Annotated in this window: 14 protein-coding genes and 1 pseudogene; 6 read left to right on the plus strand and 9 right to left on the minus strand. The window is 63.8% G+C overall.

Annotated features, from left to right (window positions below; all coding sequences use genetic code 11):
- Nucleotides 1-70: 70 nt before the first annotated feature.
- Nucleotides 71-1,450, minus strand: coding sequence for a ribulose-bisphosphate carboxylase (locus tag C4900_RS04345; protein WP_065971619.1), 1,380 nt, complete (start codon nt 1,448-1,450; stop codon nt 71-73).
- A gap of 150 nt (nt 1,451-1,600) precedes the next feature.
- On the opposite strand from C4900_RS04345, the gene C4900_RS04350 reads away from it, so the two are divergent.
- A complete protein-coding gene (locus C4900_RS04350) occupies nt 1,601-2,527 on the plus strand; it encodes a LysR family transcriptional regulator (RefSeq protein ID WP_065971630.1) in 927 nt (308 codons plus the stop codon).
- A 235-nt stretch (nt 2,528-2,762) separates the two neighbouring features.
- Here C4900_RS04350 and C4900_RS04355 read toward each other — a convergent pair whose 3' ends face one another.
- From C4900_RS04355 to C4900_RS04365, 3 genes are all read right to left on the minus strand, one after another.
- Nucleotides 2,763-3,155, minus strand: coding sequence for a hypothetical protein (locus C4900_RS04355; RefSeq protein ID WP_065971620.1), 393 nt, complete (start codon nt 3,153-3,155; stop codon nt 2,763-2,765).
- A 517-nt stretch (nt 3,156-3,672) separates the two neighbouring features.
- Nucleotides 3,673-4,407: an SDR family oxidoreductase gene (locus C4900_RS04360; RefSeq protein ID WP_065971621.1), complete on the minus strand. Its 735-nt coding sequence runs from the start codon at nt 4,405-4,407 to the stop codon at nt 3,673-3,675.
- 81 nt (nt 4,408-4,488) lie between these two features.
- The gene (locus tag C4900_RS04365; protein WP_211306758.1) at nt 4,489-4,989 is read right to left on the minus strand and encodes a DsrE family protein; all 501 of its coding nucleotides are present in this window, start codon (nt 4,987-4,989) and stop codon (nt 4,489-4,491) included.
- Between the two features lie 273 nt (nt 4,990-5,262).
- Between C4900_RS04365 and galU the strand changes: the two genes are divergently transcribed.
- The 4 genes from galU to C4900_RS04385 all read left to right on the plus strand — a co-directional run bounded on the left by galU (nt 5,263) and on the right by C4900_RS04385 (nt 7,926).
- Nucleotides 5,263-6,132: a UTP--glucose-1-phosphate uridylyltransferase GalU gene (gene galU / locus C4900_RS04370; protein ID WP_114282815.1), complete on the plus strand. Its 870-nt coding sequence runs from the start codon at nt 5,263-5,265 to the stop codon at nt 6,130-6,132.
- Nucleotides 6,133-6,243: 111 nt separating this feature from the next.
- Nucleotides 6,244-6,612 carry a DsrE/DsrF/DrsH-like family protein gene (locus C4900_RS04375; protein ID WP_065971623.1) on the plus strand — a complete coding sequence of 123 codons (369 nt, stop codon included), beginning with the start codon at nt 6,244-6,246 and terminating at the stop codon, nt 6,610-6,612.
- A gap of 7 nt (nt 6,613-6,619) precedes the next feature.
- Nucleotides 6,620-7,180, plus strand: a complete 561-nt coding sequence (locus C4900_RS04380) for a hypoxanthine-guanine phosphoribosyltransferase (RefSeq protein ID WP_065971624.1) — start codon at nt 6,620-6,622, stop codon at nt 7,178-7,180.
- Complete coding sequence (locus tag C4900_RS04385; RefSeq protein ID WP_065971625.1) at nt 7,177-7,926, plus strand: S-methyl-5'-thioinosine phosphorylase; 750 nt, start codon at nt 7,177-7,179, stop codon at nt 7,924-7,926. Before C4900_RS04380 ends, C4900_RS04385 begins: the two co-directional genes overlap by 4 nt.
- Before the next feature lie 27 nt (nt 7,927-7,953).
- On the opposite strand, the gene C4900_RS04390 is transcribed toward C4900_RS04385, so the two are convergent.
- The gene (locus C4900_RS04390) at nt 7,954-8,526 is read right to left on the minus strand and encodes a CsiV family protein (protein WP_114282385.1); all 573 of its coding nucleotides are present in this window, start codon (nt 8,524-8,526) and stop codon (nt 7,954-7,956) included.
- 59 nt (nt 8,527-8,585) lie between these two features.
- On the opposite strand from C4900_RS04390, the gene def reads away from it, so the two are divergent.
- Nucleotides 8,586-9,122, plus strand: coding sequence for a peptide deformylase (gene def / locus C4900_RS04395; RefSeq protein ID WP_114282816.1), 537 nt, complete (start codon nt 8,586-8,588; stop codon nt 9,120-9,122).
- Between the two features lie 145 nt (nt 9,123-9,267).
- Here the strand turns inward: def and C4900_RS04400 are convergent.
- The 4 genes and pseudogenes from C4900_RS04400 to mfd form a co-directional block, all read right to left on the minus strand.
- Nucleotides 9,268-9,960, minus strand: a pseudogene (locus C4900_RS04400) (RNA-guided endonuclease InsQ/TnpB family protein); the annotation flags it as partial.
- Nucleotides 9,961-9,968: 8 nt separating this feature from the next.
- Complete coding sequence (locus C4900_RS04405) at nt 9,969-10,436, minus strand: transposase (protein ID WP_147267118.1); 468 nt, start codon at nt 10,434-10,436, stop codon at nt 9,969-9,971.
- A 35-nt stretch (nt 10,437-10,471) separates the two neighbouring features.
- Nucleotides 10,472-10,765: a hypothetical protein gene (locus C4900_RS04410; protein WP_147267119.1), complete on the minus strand. Its 294-nt coding sequence runs from the start codon at nt 10,763-10,765 to the stop codon at nt 10,472-10,474.
- 632 nt (nt 10,766-11,397) lie between these two features.
- On the minus strand, nt 11,398-14,907 hold the full coding sequence (gene mfd, locus C4900_RS04415) for a transcription-repair coupling factor (RefSeq protein ID WP_211306761.1): 3,510 nt from the start codon (nt 14,905-14,907) through the stop codon (nt 11,398-11,400).
- Nucleotides 14,908-15,270 lie beyond the last annotated feature (363 nt).

Raw genomic sequence — 15,270 nt, forward strand, 5'->3', positions numbered from 1 at the left:
GGCCGGAGGCCCGCAAAGGTCGCGGTCCGGCCCACCGTCGTCCCGCGATCGGTTCGCGGGCGCATGAGCGTTATCGATGGGAACCGATTCTGTCGCGCCAGCCGGGGTAGAGCTTGTCGGCGTCATGCGGGAAGGACTCGAAGGCACCGGCGAATTCCTTGTGCTCCTTGGCCCATGCGATGGGGTCGGCCTTGGCCTTCCAGCATTCGTAGGCCTGGCGCAGTGAAAGGGCGCCGGCTGCCGGACTATCGATGTGTCCATAGGAGCCGCCGCCGGCGGTGTTGATGACGTTGCCGTGGCCGAGGTTCTCGAAGAAGCCGGGCAGACGCAAGGCGTTCATGCCACCGGATATGATCGGGGTGGTGGGCTTCATGCCGTACCAGTTCTGGTGATACACCGGGCCCTGGCAGGCGTCGCGTTCGATCATGTAGGCGATGTTGCGATCGTCGCTCTCGCCTTCCATCTTGCCATAGCCCATGGTCCCGACATGGATGCCCGAGGCCCCCTGCAGGCGGGAGAGCTTGGCCAGCACCAGCGCCGTATATCCGCGATGGGCCGACGGCGAGGTGATCATGCCGTGACCGGCGCGATGGTAGTGCAGGTACTGGCTCGGATACTGGCGGCGGGCAGTGGTGACCATGCCGGGGCCACCCACGAAGCCGTCGACCAGGAACGCGACCTTGTCGGCGTCGGGGCCGAAGGTCTCCAGGATGAAGTCGGCGCGCGCGCACATCTCGTAATGGTCGTCTGCGGTGATGTTCGCGGAGAACAGTTTGGCCTGGCCGGTCTTGTCCATGGCGCGTTTCATGGCATCGGCCACCAACGGAATGGTTTTCTTCAGGGGCGCGAACACCTGGTTACCCTGCGGTTCATCGTTCTTGATGAAATCCCCGCCCAGCCAGAACTGGTACGCAGCTTCGGCGAAGGGTTCGGGGCGCAGGCCCAGTTTGGGCTTGATGATAGTGCCGGCGATGTAACCGCCGTCTTTTATCGGCCGGCCGAGGATGCGCCAGAGATCCGAGATGTCCTTGCTCGGGCCGTCAAAGAGCTGGATGGCGCGCGGCGGGAAATAGATGTCGATCATCTTGGCGTGCGCAATGTCGCCCATGCCCTGGTTGTTGCCGATGGCCAGGGTCAGGAACGAGACGACCATCATGCGGCCGTCCATGAGGTTGCGATCGAAGAGGGCCAATGGATAGGCGATACGCATGTCTCCGGCAGGTTCGTCGACATAATAGACGAGCGCATCGACCCCCTTGGTGAAGTCGTCTGTGGTCGACACTTCCACGTTGGTGCCTGTGGAGGATTCGGCGGCAAAGTGCGCGGCCGAGGCAAGATATCCATAGCCGGTCTTGGGCTTCATCTTGTAGGCGACGAGAATGTGCTGGCCGCCGGCGATGAGGTCTTCTTCGTGCAGGGAAAGGTCGGCGTAGCGAGACGACTGGTCCACAGGGTGCTCCTTGGTTGACGGGTCCGGATGAGGGACTATACCTTCCCGCCATCATCAGTAAAAACGATTATCTATCATAGAAACAATAGGTATTATCTATTATTATAGGTGGGCCAACGCCGCATTACGTACATCGGTGAGGAGCGAAAGATGAGGAACCTGACGTTACGGCAGCTGGAGATCTTGCGCATGCTGGCCGCCACCAGCTCCTATACCAGGGCCGCGGCGCGGCTCAATCTGACGCAATCGGCGGTCTATCTGCAGGTCCGCAAGCTCGAGCAGGAGATCGGCCTGCCGGTCACAGAGCAGGTCGGAAAGAAGGTCTTTCTCACGGATGCCGGCGAAGAGGTGCTTCGCTTTGGGCAACGCATAGCCGAGGAACTGGAGGGCCTGGGCCGTTCCCTGGAGCACTTGCGGGGCGTGGACGAGGGGCAGCTGCGCATCGCTCTCACCTCGGCGGTCAACGCCTTCGCGGTGGAATTGCTGGCGCGTTTCCTGCTCCAGCATCCGCAGGTGAATATCCGTCTGAATATCGCCAATCGCAAGGAGGTGCTGGCGAGCCTCGAACGTAATGATGTGGACATGGCCATCATGGGCGAGCCGCCACAATCGCTGGATCTCATCGCGCTGCCGTTTCACCGCAATGATCTCATCGTCATCGCCCCCGCCAATCATCGCCTGGCCGACCGTCGCGGTATCTTGCAGAGCGATCTCGTTCGGGAAAGCTTCGTCCTGCGGGAACCCGGATCCGGGACGCGCGAGACGGTGCTGCGCTACTTTTCGGAAAAGGGTCTCACTGTAAGGGAGGGGGTGGTCATGAACAGCAACGAGGCCATAAAGCAGGCGGTGAAGGTGGGCATGGGCGTCGCCGTGGTCGCGCGCTACAGCGTCCTGGTGAAGATGGAATCCGGCTATCTGCGCGAGCTTTCGGTGGAAGGGTTCCCTCTGCAACGCGCCTGGCATCTGGTACACCGCAAAGGTAAGAGGCTCGCCCCCGCGCCCCTCGAGTTCAAGGAGTTTTTGATTCAGCACCTGTATGTGAAAACGCCTGAGGAACGGAGGCAGACTCTGCCATGACCGCCCGCGTGCCGCGCGCCGAGACTTGATGGTACTCGTCGCACGCCTAGCAATGGTCGAGGTCACCCTGGCTTGGGCGTGGTCGCCGGTTCACGGGCGTTAGGCGGTTAGGCGGTTTTAGGCCCTTCACGGCAGTGCGGTCGCCAGCTTGGCGCACCGTTCCTCGCGCCGAGGGCGCGCCATGCCTGAGGGAGGGGGACCCGGCCTGCTGCCGGATCCCTGGTCTCAGACTTAACTAGTGGGCGCGGATGTCGCCGCAGGCCACGTATTTCTGCATGTCGCTCTCACTTTCGTGGACGTTGATGGCCATGGGTTTTGCGAGCAGCGCCTTGAGGCGTGCATGGACCATCGTGACCGATTTTCCGTGCGTCACCGGCTTTAACATGTACGCAGGCCGGGGATTCACGTTGGGGCAAGTCCCGGGATGGATGTGATCGGGTTGCGCGATCCCCTTTGGCGTGCCGTGCAGATGGACGACGACCAGAGTACGGGCACCGTGCGGATAGAGAAGGGCATAGCCGCTTTCCCCGGAACCATTTTCGGATCTGAGGGGAACCTTCAAGGGGTTGGCGAATACCGGGCTCATCGCAAGACCGGCGGCAGCGACCGACATTATAAGTTTCTTCATGATATGCGCGGGAAGCCCCGGTCCCGCGACCGGGGAGGGATAGCGCCTGCTCCCGCATCCTCCTGTTGGCGATGCTATCGGAATCATCGTATGGTGACGGGCCTACGGATGTGAACGGCGTGCATGGACTCACGATCAAAGCCAAGGTCCGGATCGGGCAAGGCCTGAAGATGGTCTCGTTTTCTGGGTGATGACAGAGTCCGCAGATCCCTTGCCGACACAATCATAAAGCGGTTGTATGCTAGCATGGTGATAGTGTCGGCGGCTAGGACGCAGGGTGGGCCTAACGGGGACGAGGATCCTCGCGGCGGATCCCAAGGAGGGGGCGGGTGGGCCTTGGACAAGTCGATCCTCGCAGGGCGCTACACTCCGATATTATCCGTAGCGCGCGACAGGGTACTACGGGTCCACAGAGGACCATAAGCCCCGGCAAGGTCGCCAAACGGCGCAGCGTGTCCGTGCAGGCCGGGCGGCGATGCGGCGCGAGAGGCGCGGGGGGTGGGGCGGCCGACCACCCCTAGGGGCTTAGCTGGCGGACCGGGCGCACCAGAATTTCCTCGACCAGGACGTTGGCGGGCTGCGCGAAGCTGTAGACGAGGGCTTGGGCGATATCCTCGGGATGCAGGGCGTCCAGGGATTCGCGGCGCGCCTTCATCTGGTCGGCCGGCACATTGTGGCCCCAATGGGTCCAGACCGCGCCCGGCTCGATCAGTGCCACACGGATACCCTCGGCCCCCAATTCCTTGCGCAGGGCATCGTGGAAACCGACGACTGCGAATTTGGTGGCGTTATAGACAGACCATCCCGGCAGACCGTAGCGGCCGCCCACGCTCGAGACCGTGGAGATCATGGCTCCAGGCCGGTTGCGCAAAAGCGGGATGGCGGCATGCGTGCAGTTTAGGACTCCATAGAGATTGGCGTCTATGGTCTGCCGCCATTCCTCCGGCTGGCTGTCGGCGAATGGGGCATGAAAGCCGATGCCGGCATTGTTAAAGAGCAGGTCGAGGCCGTGGAAGCGTTCCTGAACCTCGGCAAAGAGTGCCGCCACCTGCCGGGAATCACCGACGTCGGCGGTTACCGGATAGATACGTTCCTTGAGTTCACGGGCAAGCGTTGCCAGTTTATCGGCCCGGCGCGCGCACACGACCACCTCCAGGCCTTCCTGATGCAAGAGGCGGGCTGCGGCGGCCCCAATGCCGCTTGAGGCCCCGGTCACTACTGCGATCTTGCCACGAATGTCTTGCATGGGCATGTCTTCGCCTCCGAAATCTGTGCGCGCGGGGCGGACGGTCGTTCGCCGACGGCATCCGCTCCCCGCATGGCGAGGTCTCGATCAGCTGATCGGGATCAGCGCATAACCCTTTTCCTGATAGCCGATGACCGATATGAAGCCGTTTTCGACGGGCGTCACGGGCGCGATCAGTGTGCGCGGATTCACATCCATGCCGTGCAGGGCGACCCCGCAGGCCTGGAAGCGGATACCTTGTCGCGCAAGCCCGGCGATTTCCTTCTGGATATTGGCCACGGCACGCTCATCGGTATAGGGAATGCCGCGCCGATCGCGTGTCAGGAAGGCCACATCGGGGCCAATGAAGACCACGATGATGCGCGGTGTCACCTTTTGCGCGCGTAGTTGCCGTTCGGTCAGGCCGATGACCTGAATCAGGTGCTCGACTGCCACCGGTTGGCGGACGTTCACCAGGAATATCGTCTTGGCGACGTGTAACCCGGCGAGTGCCGCGCGGTCGTTCAGCGTTTCGGCGCGCACCACCGAAGGCAGTAGCGCCGCGATTGCCATCGCGGCCGCCATTATGAGTCCTCGCAGGTCCTTCATGGTATCCTCCCCAAGGGTAATGTCGTGGTGTGTGAGGCGGGCGAGACGGCAGGGGCGATCCGAGGCCATGCCCGGCCCCGGTTTTTAAGTCTAGTGACGGCATGAGGGCGAAGCAAGGTCAGTACCCATGCGCGCAGGGCTCCGCCTACGGCACGGGGCAGGAGCGCCAGAGACCTTGCGGGGAGGGATGGCGCCGCGCCGATCCTTGCTTATAGAATCGCGACAAGGGCCAGGGAAGTGCCTGGCATGTTGCTTCAAGAAGGGGGTTTTGCAGTGAGCGTTGTAAAAAAGGCGATTTTCCCGGTCGCTGGTCTGGGAACGCGATTTTTGCCGGCCACCAAGGCCAGTCCGAAAGAGATGTTGCCCGTGGTCGACAAGCCGCTCATTCAATATGCGGCCGAAGAGGCCATCGACGCCGGCATCACCGAGCTCATTTTCGTGACGGGCCGCAGCAAGCGCGCCATCGAGGACCATTTCGATAAGGCCTATGAACTCGAGGCCGAACTTGAGGTGCGCGGCAAGGATAAGATCCTGCGGTCTTTGCGCGGCATATTGCCCAAAGAGGTGACATGCATCTATATCCGTCAGGCCGAGGCCCTGGGGCTCGGCCACGCGGTGTTGTGCGCGCGCCAGGTCGTGGGAGATGCGCCGTTCGCGGTCATCCTGGCCGACGATCTCATAGAGGCTAAGCCCTCCGCGTTGCGCCAGATGGTAGACCTCTACGCCCATTATCATAATGCCATCATCGGTGTGCAGGATGTGCCGCGCGAGGATACGGGCTCCTACGGTATTGTGCAGGTGCGCCCGTGGGACGAACGCCTGCATCGGGTGGAGGCGATCGTCGAAAAGCCAATGCCGGCCGACGCCCCGTCGACCTTAGGGGTCGTGGGACGCTATATCCTGACACCGCCGATCTTCGATCTCCTGGAGAGCCTGGGTACTGGATCGGGGGGCGAGATCCAGCTGACCGATGGCATCGCGAAGCTCCTCGAAAAGGAGCAGGTGCTGGCCTATGCGTTCGAGGGCAAGCGCTATGACTGCGGGAGCAAGCTTGGTTATCTCCAGGCCACGGTCGAGTACGCGTTGCGTCACCCGCAGCTCAAAAACGAGTTCCGCGCCTACCTGAAGACCTTGAGCCTATAAGGCCGGGCGGCCCTGATCGCCATCGCTACGGCCGCGCCTGGCTATGGGATTTATAAGTGAAAGCTGTTAAGATCGCGCGTCTTTCTTGGACCGTTTGAGCGGAGTGCAGCGATGGCAGACAAGCTTCTGATGATCATGGTGAACACCGACCCGCATAACCCCTCCGAACTCGGGGCGCCGTTTTTCCAGGCGACCGTGGCGGCCGCAATGGAGTATGAAGTGACGGTGGTATTGACGGCCCGCGCCGGCGAGTTGGCAGTCAGAGGCGTCGCAGAAAAGCTCTTCGTGCAGGAAGGTAGCAGTAAGTCGGTCTACGACTTCATCAAGGACGCGCACGAGGCGGGCGTTCATTTCAAGGTATGCACGCCAACCCTCGATCTGTGGGGCAAGGACCTCATCCCGGAGATCGAGGAGACCGTGGGCGGGGCCTATGTCATCACCCAAGCGATGGATGATGACACGGTCACCTTTACGTATTGATTTTCTGATGGGGGAGGGTGATCGCGCATCCGAGGCGCGCCTGGCCTGGCAGGTGCTGGAATCGGCCGAGCGGATCCACGCCGCGGCCGATGTCGATAGGGCCTTGGACCACATGGCGCTCGCGATCCGCGACGCCGTGGGTCGGGCCAACCCCATCATGATGGTCGTCATGAATGGTGCCCTGGTGTTCGCAGGGCACCTGTTGCCGCGACTCGCCTTTCCCCTGGAGGTCGATTACGTCCACGCCACGCGCTATCATGGCGCGCTGACCGGCGGGGAGATCGCCTGGGCGGCGGGCCCGAGCCTTCCTGTGGCCGGGCGCACCATCGTGCTGCTGGACGACATCCTGGACGAAGGGGTGACCCTGGCGGCGCTGGCCGATACCCTGCAGGCGCGCGGGGCGGCGGCGGTGTTGAAGGCGGTACTGGTCACGAAGAAGCGGGTGCGGGCGCAGGGTTTGGAGGCGGATTTTTCCGGCCTCGATGTCCCGGATCGCTACGTCTTTGGCTGCGGCATGGATTACAACGGCTTTCTGCGCAACACCAAGGACATCTTCGCACTCCCATGAAGACGCTTGCGATCATCGGCGGCAGCGGGCTCACGCATTTGCGCAATCTCACGGTTCGCGAGCGCCGCGTGATGCGCACGCCCTATGGCGAGCCATCGGCGCCTATGGTCTACGGGCTTGTGGGCGGACATGAGGTGATCTTCTTGCCGCGTCACGGCCATGGCCACACCATACCGCCGCATAGCGTGAATTATCAGGCCAATATGTGGGCCTTGAAGGAATGCGGTGTAAGCGATGTGATCGCGGTGAATGCCGTGGGCGCGATCAATACCGCTCTTGCGCCCGGGACCCTCGTGCTCCCGGATCAGATCATCGATTACACCTACGGCCGCGCGCACACGTTTTTCGGGAGCCATCCCGAGCCGGTCACGCACATCGATTTCACCCATCCCTACTGCGAGGCGTTGCGCGAGGTGTTGCGCGACGGCGCATCGCGTGCCGGGCTCGCCCTGGCGCCCCGGGGGACTTATGCGGCGACCCAGGGTCCGCGCTTTGAAACGGCGGCCGAGATCCGGAAACTCGAGCGCGATGGGGCCGACATCGTGGGCATGACGGGCATGCCGGAGGCCGCCCTCGCCCGCGAGCTTGGCCTGTGTTACGCCTCGCTATCGGTGGTGGCCAATTATGCTGCCGGGAAGGTCGAGGGCGAGATCGATCTGCGTACCATAGAACGTCATCTCGAAAGCGGCACGACAAAGGCGCGCATGCTCCTCGAGCATGCAATCCCGCGATTGTACGGCGCCTGAGGGCGCGGTGATGATTACCGTAACCCGCTAGTGGGGCGTGGTCACGGGTCCTGTGTAGGGTACGACCCGCACCAGGACCCCGAATTTGGGGTGATCGAAGTAGTTGGTCGCGCGCAGCGCCACTGGTCGCGATTCGACGAGCTGATAGACCGTAGCCTGAGAGGATGACCGGGCCGCCCCGCTTGGCGTGTAGTGCAGATCCAGGGCGACATGCATGAGCCGCCACTGAAAGACGCGGATGACGCCCTTCAGCCGTCCATCGCGGTGGCTTGTGATACGGACCGCCTTGGTTTTGCGCAAGGCGATCACGTTTTGTACCCAGCTGCGTGCCGCGAGGATCGTATAATGCGGGTGGCGCGCCAGTATCGACTGGGCGACCGCGAGCTGTGAGCCCTGGGGCAGGCCATGACTGGGGGAGAGCGCCTTCTTGAAGCCCGCGATGGGCGTGATCTTTTCTTGGTTCCAGTGCTCATTCCCATCCAGTTTGCGCAGATGGTTCGCGAATACCAGGACATCGACCTCATAGAGGTGTGGGGGAGCGGCCCAGGCCTGCGCAGTGAGGCCCAGGCTAGCAGCGGCGATCAGGGCAATACGACGCACGAAATTCTCCTCTGATACAATGCCGCTAGTATGGGGCCGAACGGATGGAGGGTAAAGTCATGGCGGTGAGGGCGATCCGACGAATGGGCGATCCTTTGCTATGGGCGCGGGCGCAGGAGGTGACCGACATCTCGGCCCCTGCGCTTGCCGACCTCGTGGCCGACATGAAGGACACAATGGCGGCCCTGCAGGGCGCCGGGCTCGCCGCCCCGCAGATCGGCGTGCCGCTACGCGTCGTTTTGTTCGGTGTGGCCGCCAATCCGCGTTACCCGGGTGCCTCGGCGGTCCCTGAGACCATCCTCGTCAACCCCATTATCGAGCCCTTGGATGACGAGCAGGAGGAGGCCTGGGAGGGGTGCCTGAGCGTGCCCGGCATGCGCGGACTCGTGCCGCGTTATCGGCGCGTACGTTATCGGGGCTTTGGCCTTGATGGGATGGCGATCGACCGCGAGGTCGAGGGCTTTCACGCGCGCGTCGTGCAGCATGAATGTGATCATCTGGACGGTATTCTGTACCCTGCACGCATCCGCGATCTCAAATGCTTCGGCTACGAGAGCGTATTATTCCCCGAGGGTTTCGCCGAACAGGATGCCTGAGGGGCAGGCCCACGGTGGGCGAAGGTCGCGACACGAGGCCGGCGGCGCCTTTCCGTCCAAAGGCCCGGAACGGGTTGCCGGGGCGCCTTTTGACATCCCCCCCTCAACCTCACGGTCGCCGCTTACGCGGAATGGGAGGGGATTCCTACGGCGCCAAGGGGCGGCATTGAGCTGCCCCTAAGTCGCTTCGGCGGGTTCCTGCTGCTGGCGGCATGGCGGCACCGCTCACTTCACAGGCGATTCGGGCTGTGGTGTCCCACCCGGCGGAAGCGTCCGCCGTGTCCTGCCCTTCGTCCCGCAGCATGTGCATCCCGCGGGAAAGGATGTTGATCGCGCCGACGAGATCGGCGTTGTCCGCGAAACCACACTCCACGCAGGCAAATCGGGCTTGCGTCTTGCGATTGTCGGCGCTGATGTGGCCACAGCACGGGCACGTCCGGCTGGTGTAGTGCGGCGGCACGGCGACGAGCCAGCCGCCGTTCCACGCCAGCTTGTAGTCCAGTGGGCGGCGGAACTCGAACCCGCCCGGGTCGAGGATGGACTTGTTCAGGCCGGACTTGGCCCGGACGGTTCTTCCCGGTTTCTCGGTTGTGCCGGCCGCCGATTGGGACATATTCCGCACCGGCAGGTCCTCGAGACATACGATCGCGTGGTTTTGGCTGACATGGCCGGCCGCATGGCCGGTCGCAGTCGTGGTCTTGTGCAGGAAGTCGCGGCGGGTAGCACCGATCCGGGTATGGATGCGCTGGACGCGGGCCCTCGCCTTCTTCCCGTTGTGGCTGAACTTCTGTTTGCGGCTCATGGACTGCTGGGCCTTGCGAAACCGTGTCCGGTCGCGAATGCCCTTCAAGTCTTCGAGGGCCAATCCGCGGCCGGTGTCTTGGGCCTTGGCAACGAGCGTTTTGGACAGGGTATGATTGACGTCTTTGCGAAAACGGGCTTCCTGCCCGGAGAGTGTGCGCAGTTTGCGGGCGGGGCCTTGGGCCGGCGCCCGCGGCGCTTGCGCCCCGCCGCCTTCTGCAGTCCCTGGCGCCGGGTGTGGTGGCGGATGCGACAGGCCTCGACGCCATCTCCGGAATGTTTCACGCCGTCGCTGTCGGTAGCGACGTTGGCCACGCCCAGGTCGACGCCCAGGAAGTCGGTCGTGGAGGTTTTGGTGCCATCGGGGACGTCGACCGTCACCAGCAGGAACCATTGGCCGTCGCGCCGCCGGACCAAATCGCACTGGCCCTTGGCGGCGCTGAACCGTTCGGACTGGTATGTGCCCATGATGAACGGCACGAGGATCCGGCCTTGAAGCGTCAGAAGACTCACCCGGTCCAGCCCCTTGAAGCTCATCAGGCGCAGGTCTAAGGGATAGAGGCGCAGGGACGGAAATGCGGCCGTTTCTTCTTGTCGCGTTTATAGGCCTCGCAGGTCTGGGCGATACACCGCACCGCCATCTGCGCCGAGAGATCGAACCGGGCTCGCAACTCCCGATAGTACAACTGCTGCAGAAGGACCTTGTTGGCGGTCTTTCGGACAAAGGCCTCGCCCGCCAGCCAATCCGCCGCGGCGTTGCAGGCGCGTAGTGTGGCCTCCAAGGCCATCACCTGGTCCGGTGCCGGCAGAAGACGGGTTTGCAGGGTCATCTTCATGGGCACAGTACAGACAATATCCATCACAGAAGCAAGGGTCTGGAGGCAAAACCGGCGCTTTCCCTCCCCGGCCTGAAGGCCGGGGCCTCTCGCGCGAATCTGGTGATGGCCTCATGGCGCGACACCGGCGCCGGTACGCACTACCCGGCGTCTGGCATTGCCCATGAATGTCCGGTGGCGCGCGCGGTTCGACCGGAAACCGCCCGGTACCCACGGCGCACTATAGGCCCAACACCTCCTTGGATTCGTATGGTGCCCCCGCACGCGGCCCTCCGTTCGTGATCCATCGTTCCTCGAGGCCCAATCCCGGCCGGCCATGACACCAGGCGGAATGAGGGCATTCTCGACGGCTCAAGCGGAATGATAGCCGCGTTTTAGGGCCTGCGGGGTGCGGTGCCCTGAGGGCCTTTCCGAGGCGCAGGCGCGGGATGGGGCGAAGGCGATGCGTGCGTGGGATGCGGGCCTCGCGCGCGCGTGGCCTGCGATCGACCCGCGGGTCCATGACTCCGGCCGGCTAGCGTGCCGCGATGTGTCGCGGACCGTCGTGGTGATGGCCGGGTAGCCGATGCGCTCATCCGATACGCCCACCCCCAGCCTCTGTCGCCAAGGGCTGTGCCCTTGGTATGGGGCGAGAGGGGTTAGCGCACACGGGGGCGCAATGGGGTCTGGGCCGGGGTCTTCAGGGGCTGTGCCCCGGACCCGAGACGGGTGATGAGCGCCATGATGCCGTCGATACGGGTATCCGGGTCGGTCCACTCGGCCTGGATGCGCAGGCCGTTGGGTCCGTCCAGACGGTATTGCCGGGGCGCCGATTGCATGAGTGCGATGAGGTCGGCCGGGTCCAGGGCCGGGTTTGGCGTAAACTGGAGGCGCGCGCCCTTGGGGCCGGCGTCAATGCGGGCGATGCCAAGCGGCCGGGCGAGACGTCTTAGACGCGCGAGGCGAAAGAGGCGAGTGGCGGCCTTAGGGGGCGTCCCGAAACGGTCCGCCAGTTCACCGGCCAGATCGTCTAGTTCCTCATCGGAGGCGGCGCTCGTAATGCGTTTGTAGAATACGAGCCGCAGGTGCGGGTCGGGGCAATAGTCCTCGGGGAGCAAGGCCGGCACATGTAACTCGATGTCGGTCGGGCGGGTGAAGAGCGCGGATTCGCCAGCGCCCTCCTGCCCGGCCTTCAGGGTCGCGACCGCGCGTTCCAGGAGTTCACTGTAGAGTCCGAAGCCCACTTCGTTGATCTGACCACTCTGCGATTCCCCGAGAAGCTCTCCGGCCCCGCGGATCTCGAGATCGTGCGAGGCCAGCGCGAAGCCCACCCCGAGGTCTTCCAGGGAGGCGATCGCATCGAGGCGCTTGCGGGCGTCCGCGGTAAGCGCCCCGGGGTCGGGGGTCAGGAGATAGGCGTAGGCGCGATGGCGCGAACGGCCGACGCGTCCGCGCAGTTGGTGGAGCTGGGCCAGACCGAAGCGGTCGGCCCTTTCGATGATGATGGTGTTGGCGGTCGGGACGTCGATACCGGTCTCGATGATGGTGCTGCACAGCAGGATATGAAAGCGCTGATGATAAAAATCGAGCATGACGCGCTCAAGTTCGCGCTCCGGCATCTGTCCGTGGGCGACGCGGATGTCGATTTCGGGCAGCAAGGCCTTCAGTTCATGCTCGCGCCGCGCCATTGAACGCACGTCGTTGTGCAGGAAGTAGACTTGACCGCCGCGGCGCACTTCGCGCAGGCACGCCTCGCGGATCAGCGCCGTGTCCCAGGGGGTCACGAAGGTCTTGATCGACAGCCGGTCCTGGGGTGGTGTGCCGATCAAGGACACGTCGCGTATCCCGGCGAGCGCCATGTTCAAGGTACGCGGCAAAGGGGTCGCAGTCAGCGTCAAGACGTCGACGTGGGCGCGTAGCGCCTTCATGCGCTCCTTCTGCCGGACCCCGAAGCGATGTTCCTCGTCGACGATGACAAGTCCGAGCGCCTGGAAGTGTACGTCTTCCTGCAATAGCCTGTGGGTCCCTATGACGATGTCAATGCGGCCGCTCTCGAGGCGACGCAGGGCCTCCCCGATCTCCTGATGCGTGCGAAATCGCGACAGGAGATCAATCTCCACGGGGAGATCGGCGAAGCGATCACGAAAGTTCTGGTAATGCTGCTGGGCAAGCAGCGTGGTGGGTACGAGCACCGCGACCTGTTTATGATCCTGGACGGCTAGGAACGCCGCGCGCATGGCCACCTCGGTCTTGCCGAAGCCGACGTCCCCGCACACCAGGCGATCCATAGGTCGCGGGCTTTCCATATCACTTAAGACCTCGGCTATAACGCGCGTCTGGTCAGGCGTCTCTTCGAACGGAAAGGCGTCCGCGAACCGCTCGTACTCGGGACCACGCACCGCAAAAGCATGTCCCGGTCGCGCGGCGCGGCGGGCGTAGATCTCGAGGAGCTCGGCTGCGGCATCGCGCGCTTTTTCCTCGGCGCGGCGCTTGGCCTTGTCCCAGGCCTCGTTACCGAGCTTGTGCAGGGGCGCGTGCTCGGGATCGGTCCCGGTGTAGCGGCCGAGGAGGTGGAGGTCCGTCACCGGCACATAGAGCTTGTCGCCGCCCGCGTATTCGAGCGCCAGAAACTCGTTTTCGATATCGGAGACCGAAAGTCTCACGAGTCCGAGGTAGCGACCGACGCCATGATCCTCGTGCACCACCGCATCCCCGGCGTGCAGCTCGCCAAGCCCTTTTATGAGCGCCTGCTGATCGCGGGCCTTGATGCGCCGCCGCCTCTGTTGCGCGCGCTCACCGTAGAGTTGCGATTCGACGATGACGCGCAGAGCCGGTTCGTCAAGCTCGAGCCCACGGTCAAGCGGCGCGGACATGAGGCCGAGCGGTGCCTTATCCTGGACGAAGGCATGCCACGAATCGAAGCCCTGTGGGCGGTATCCGTGGGCGGTAAGCGCCGCGCGCAGGGCCTCGCGGCGGCCGGCTGCCTCGGCGACTATGAGCGTCCGTCGCGTACCGACAGCGAGCGCCGCAAGTAAGGCCGCATAGGGCTCGGGGGCGTGGGTGTCTTGCGGCAAGGACGGTGGTTCTCGGGTTGCGAAGTGCCGGACGATGCCGGTCCCTTCGGCCGCAAGCGAGATCTCGGGAAACCGTTCCAGGCGTTCCTTGAGTCCGGCGGCTGTCAGAAACAGCCGGTCGGGTGGAAGCACCGGTCGTTCGATATGTCCGCGCGATGCCTCATAGCGTTCCGCCGTTTCCCGTTCGAAGTGCTCGATCTGCGCGCGCGAGCCTTCCATGAACACGAGCGTGGCATGCGCCGGCAGGTAGTCGACAAAGGTCGCGACCTCGGAGAAAAAGAGCGGCAGATAATATTCGATGCCCGCAGGACTGCGGCCGTCGCTCACCTCGCGGTATATGAGGCTTGCGCGCGGGTCGCCGGCGAATGCCGCCCGGTAATTCGACCGGAAGGTCTGAACGGCATCCGTCGTGAGCGGGTGTTCGCGCGCCGGCAACACGCGTATTTCGCGCAAGGTCTCCTGCGAGCGCTGGGTCTCGGGATCGAAGGTGCGGATCGACTCCACGACGTCGTCGAAGAGGTCGATGCGATAGGCGCGGCCGGCGCCCATGGGGAAGAGGTCGATGAGTCCGCCGCGGATGGCGAATTCACCGGCCTCCATGACCTGACCTACGGCGTTATAGGCGGCCTGCACAAGGCGTTCGCGAAAGCGTTCGATATCGAGCTTGTCGCCGACCCGCAGGACGAAGCTGTGGCCGAGCAGATGCGAGGCCGGCGGCAGATAGTGCATGAGCGTGGCCGCCGCCGTGAGCACCAGGCCGTGGGTGAGATGTGGCAGGGTAGCGAGCGTCGCCAGGCGTTCCGACAGGATGTCCGGATGGGGCGAAAAGCGGTCGTATGGCAGACACTCCCAGTCCGGGAAGGTGAGGGTCGGCGGCCCGTTCGGGTCGCGGTAGAAGGCGATCTCATCTTCCAGTCGCTCGCGTGAACGCACGTCCTGCGTGACGACGATGAGGAGGCGCCCGGCCTCGGCGGCACGCGCCAGCGCCAACCCTCGGGCGCTGGCATGAAGCCCCACCCAGTGCTCGGATCCGGACGGTGCCGGCGGGTTCAGGGGGGAATGGATTGTGGGCAGCTCGGGGACGGACATCGGCATAGGGGCGGCATTGTAATCCAAAATACGGCCCCGTGAGGAGGGCGTGGCGGTTTCCCGGGCGCGCACGCCGAATGCTCGCCGTGGCACGCCGGACCCATACGGTCTTTGTGCGCGCATGCCCGGTCCTTGCATGCGCGTCTACGGGCGCATGGTTTTGAGGTGCGGGCGATCGGCGATGATCCTCATCGGTCGCGTTGTCGTGTGGCTGCGGTTCAGGGCATAATGAAGGCCCTTGCCAGTGAACGGTCGTCGCGGATCCGTGGCCATGGAGGGGCTTATGGTCAAGACAGTGGTTGGATGCGTGTTTTTCATGGGCCCGGCTGACAGAAAGGCGGCGATGACGAGATATGATATCCAAGCCCT

The sequence above is a fragment of the Acidiferrobacter thiooxydans genome, from assembly GCF_003333315.1.
Lineage (GTDB): Bacteria > Pseudomonadota > Gammaproteobacteria > Acidiferrobacterales > Acidiferrobacteraceae > Acidiferrobacter > Acidiferrobacter thiooxydans.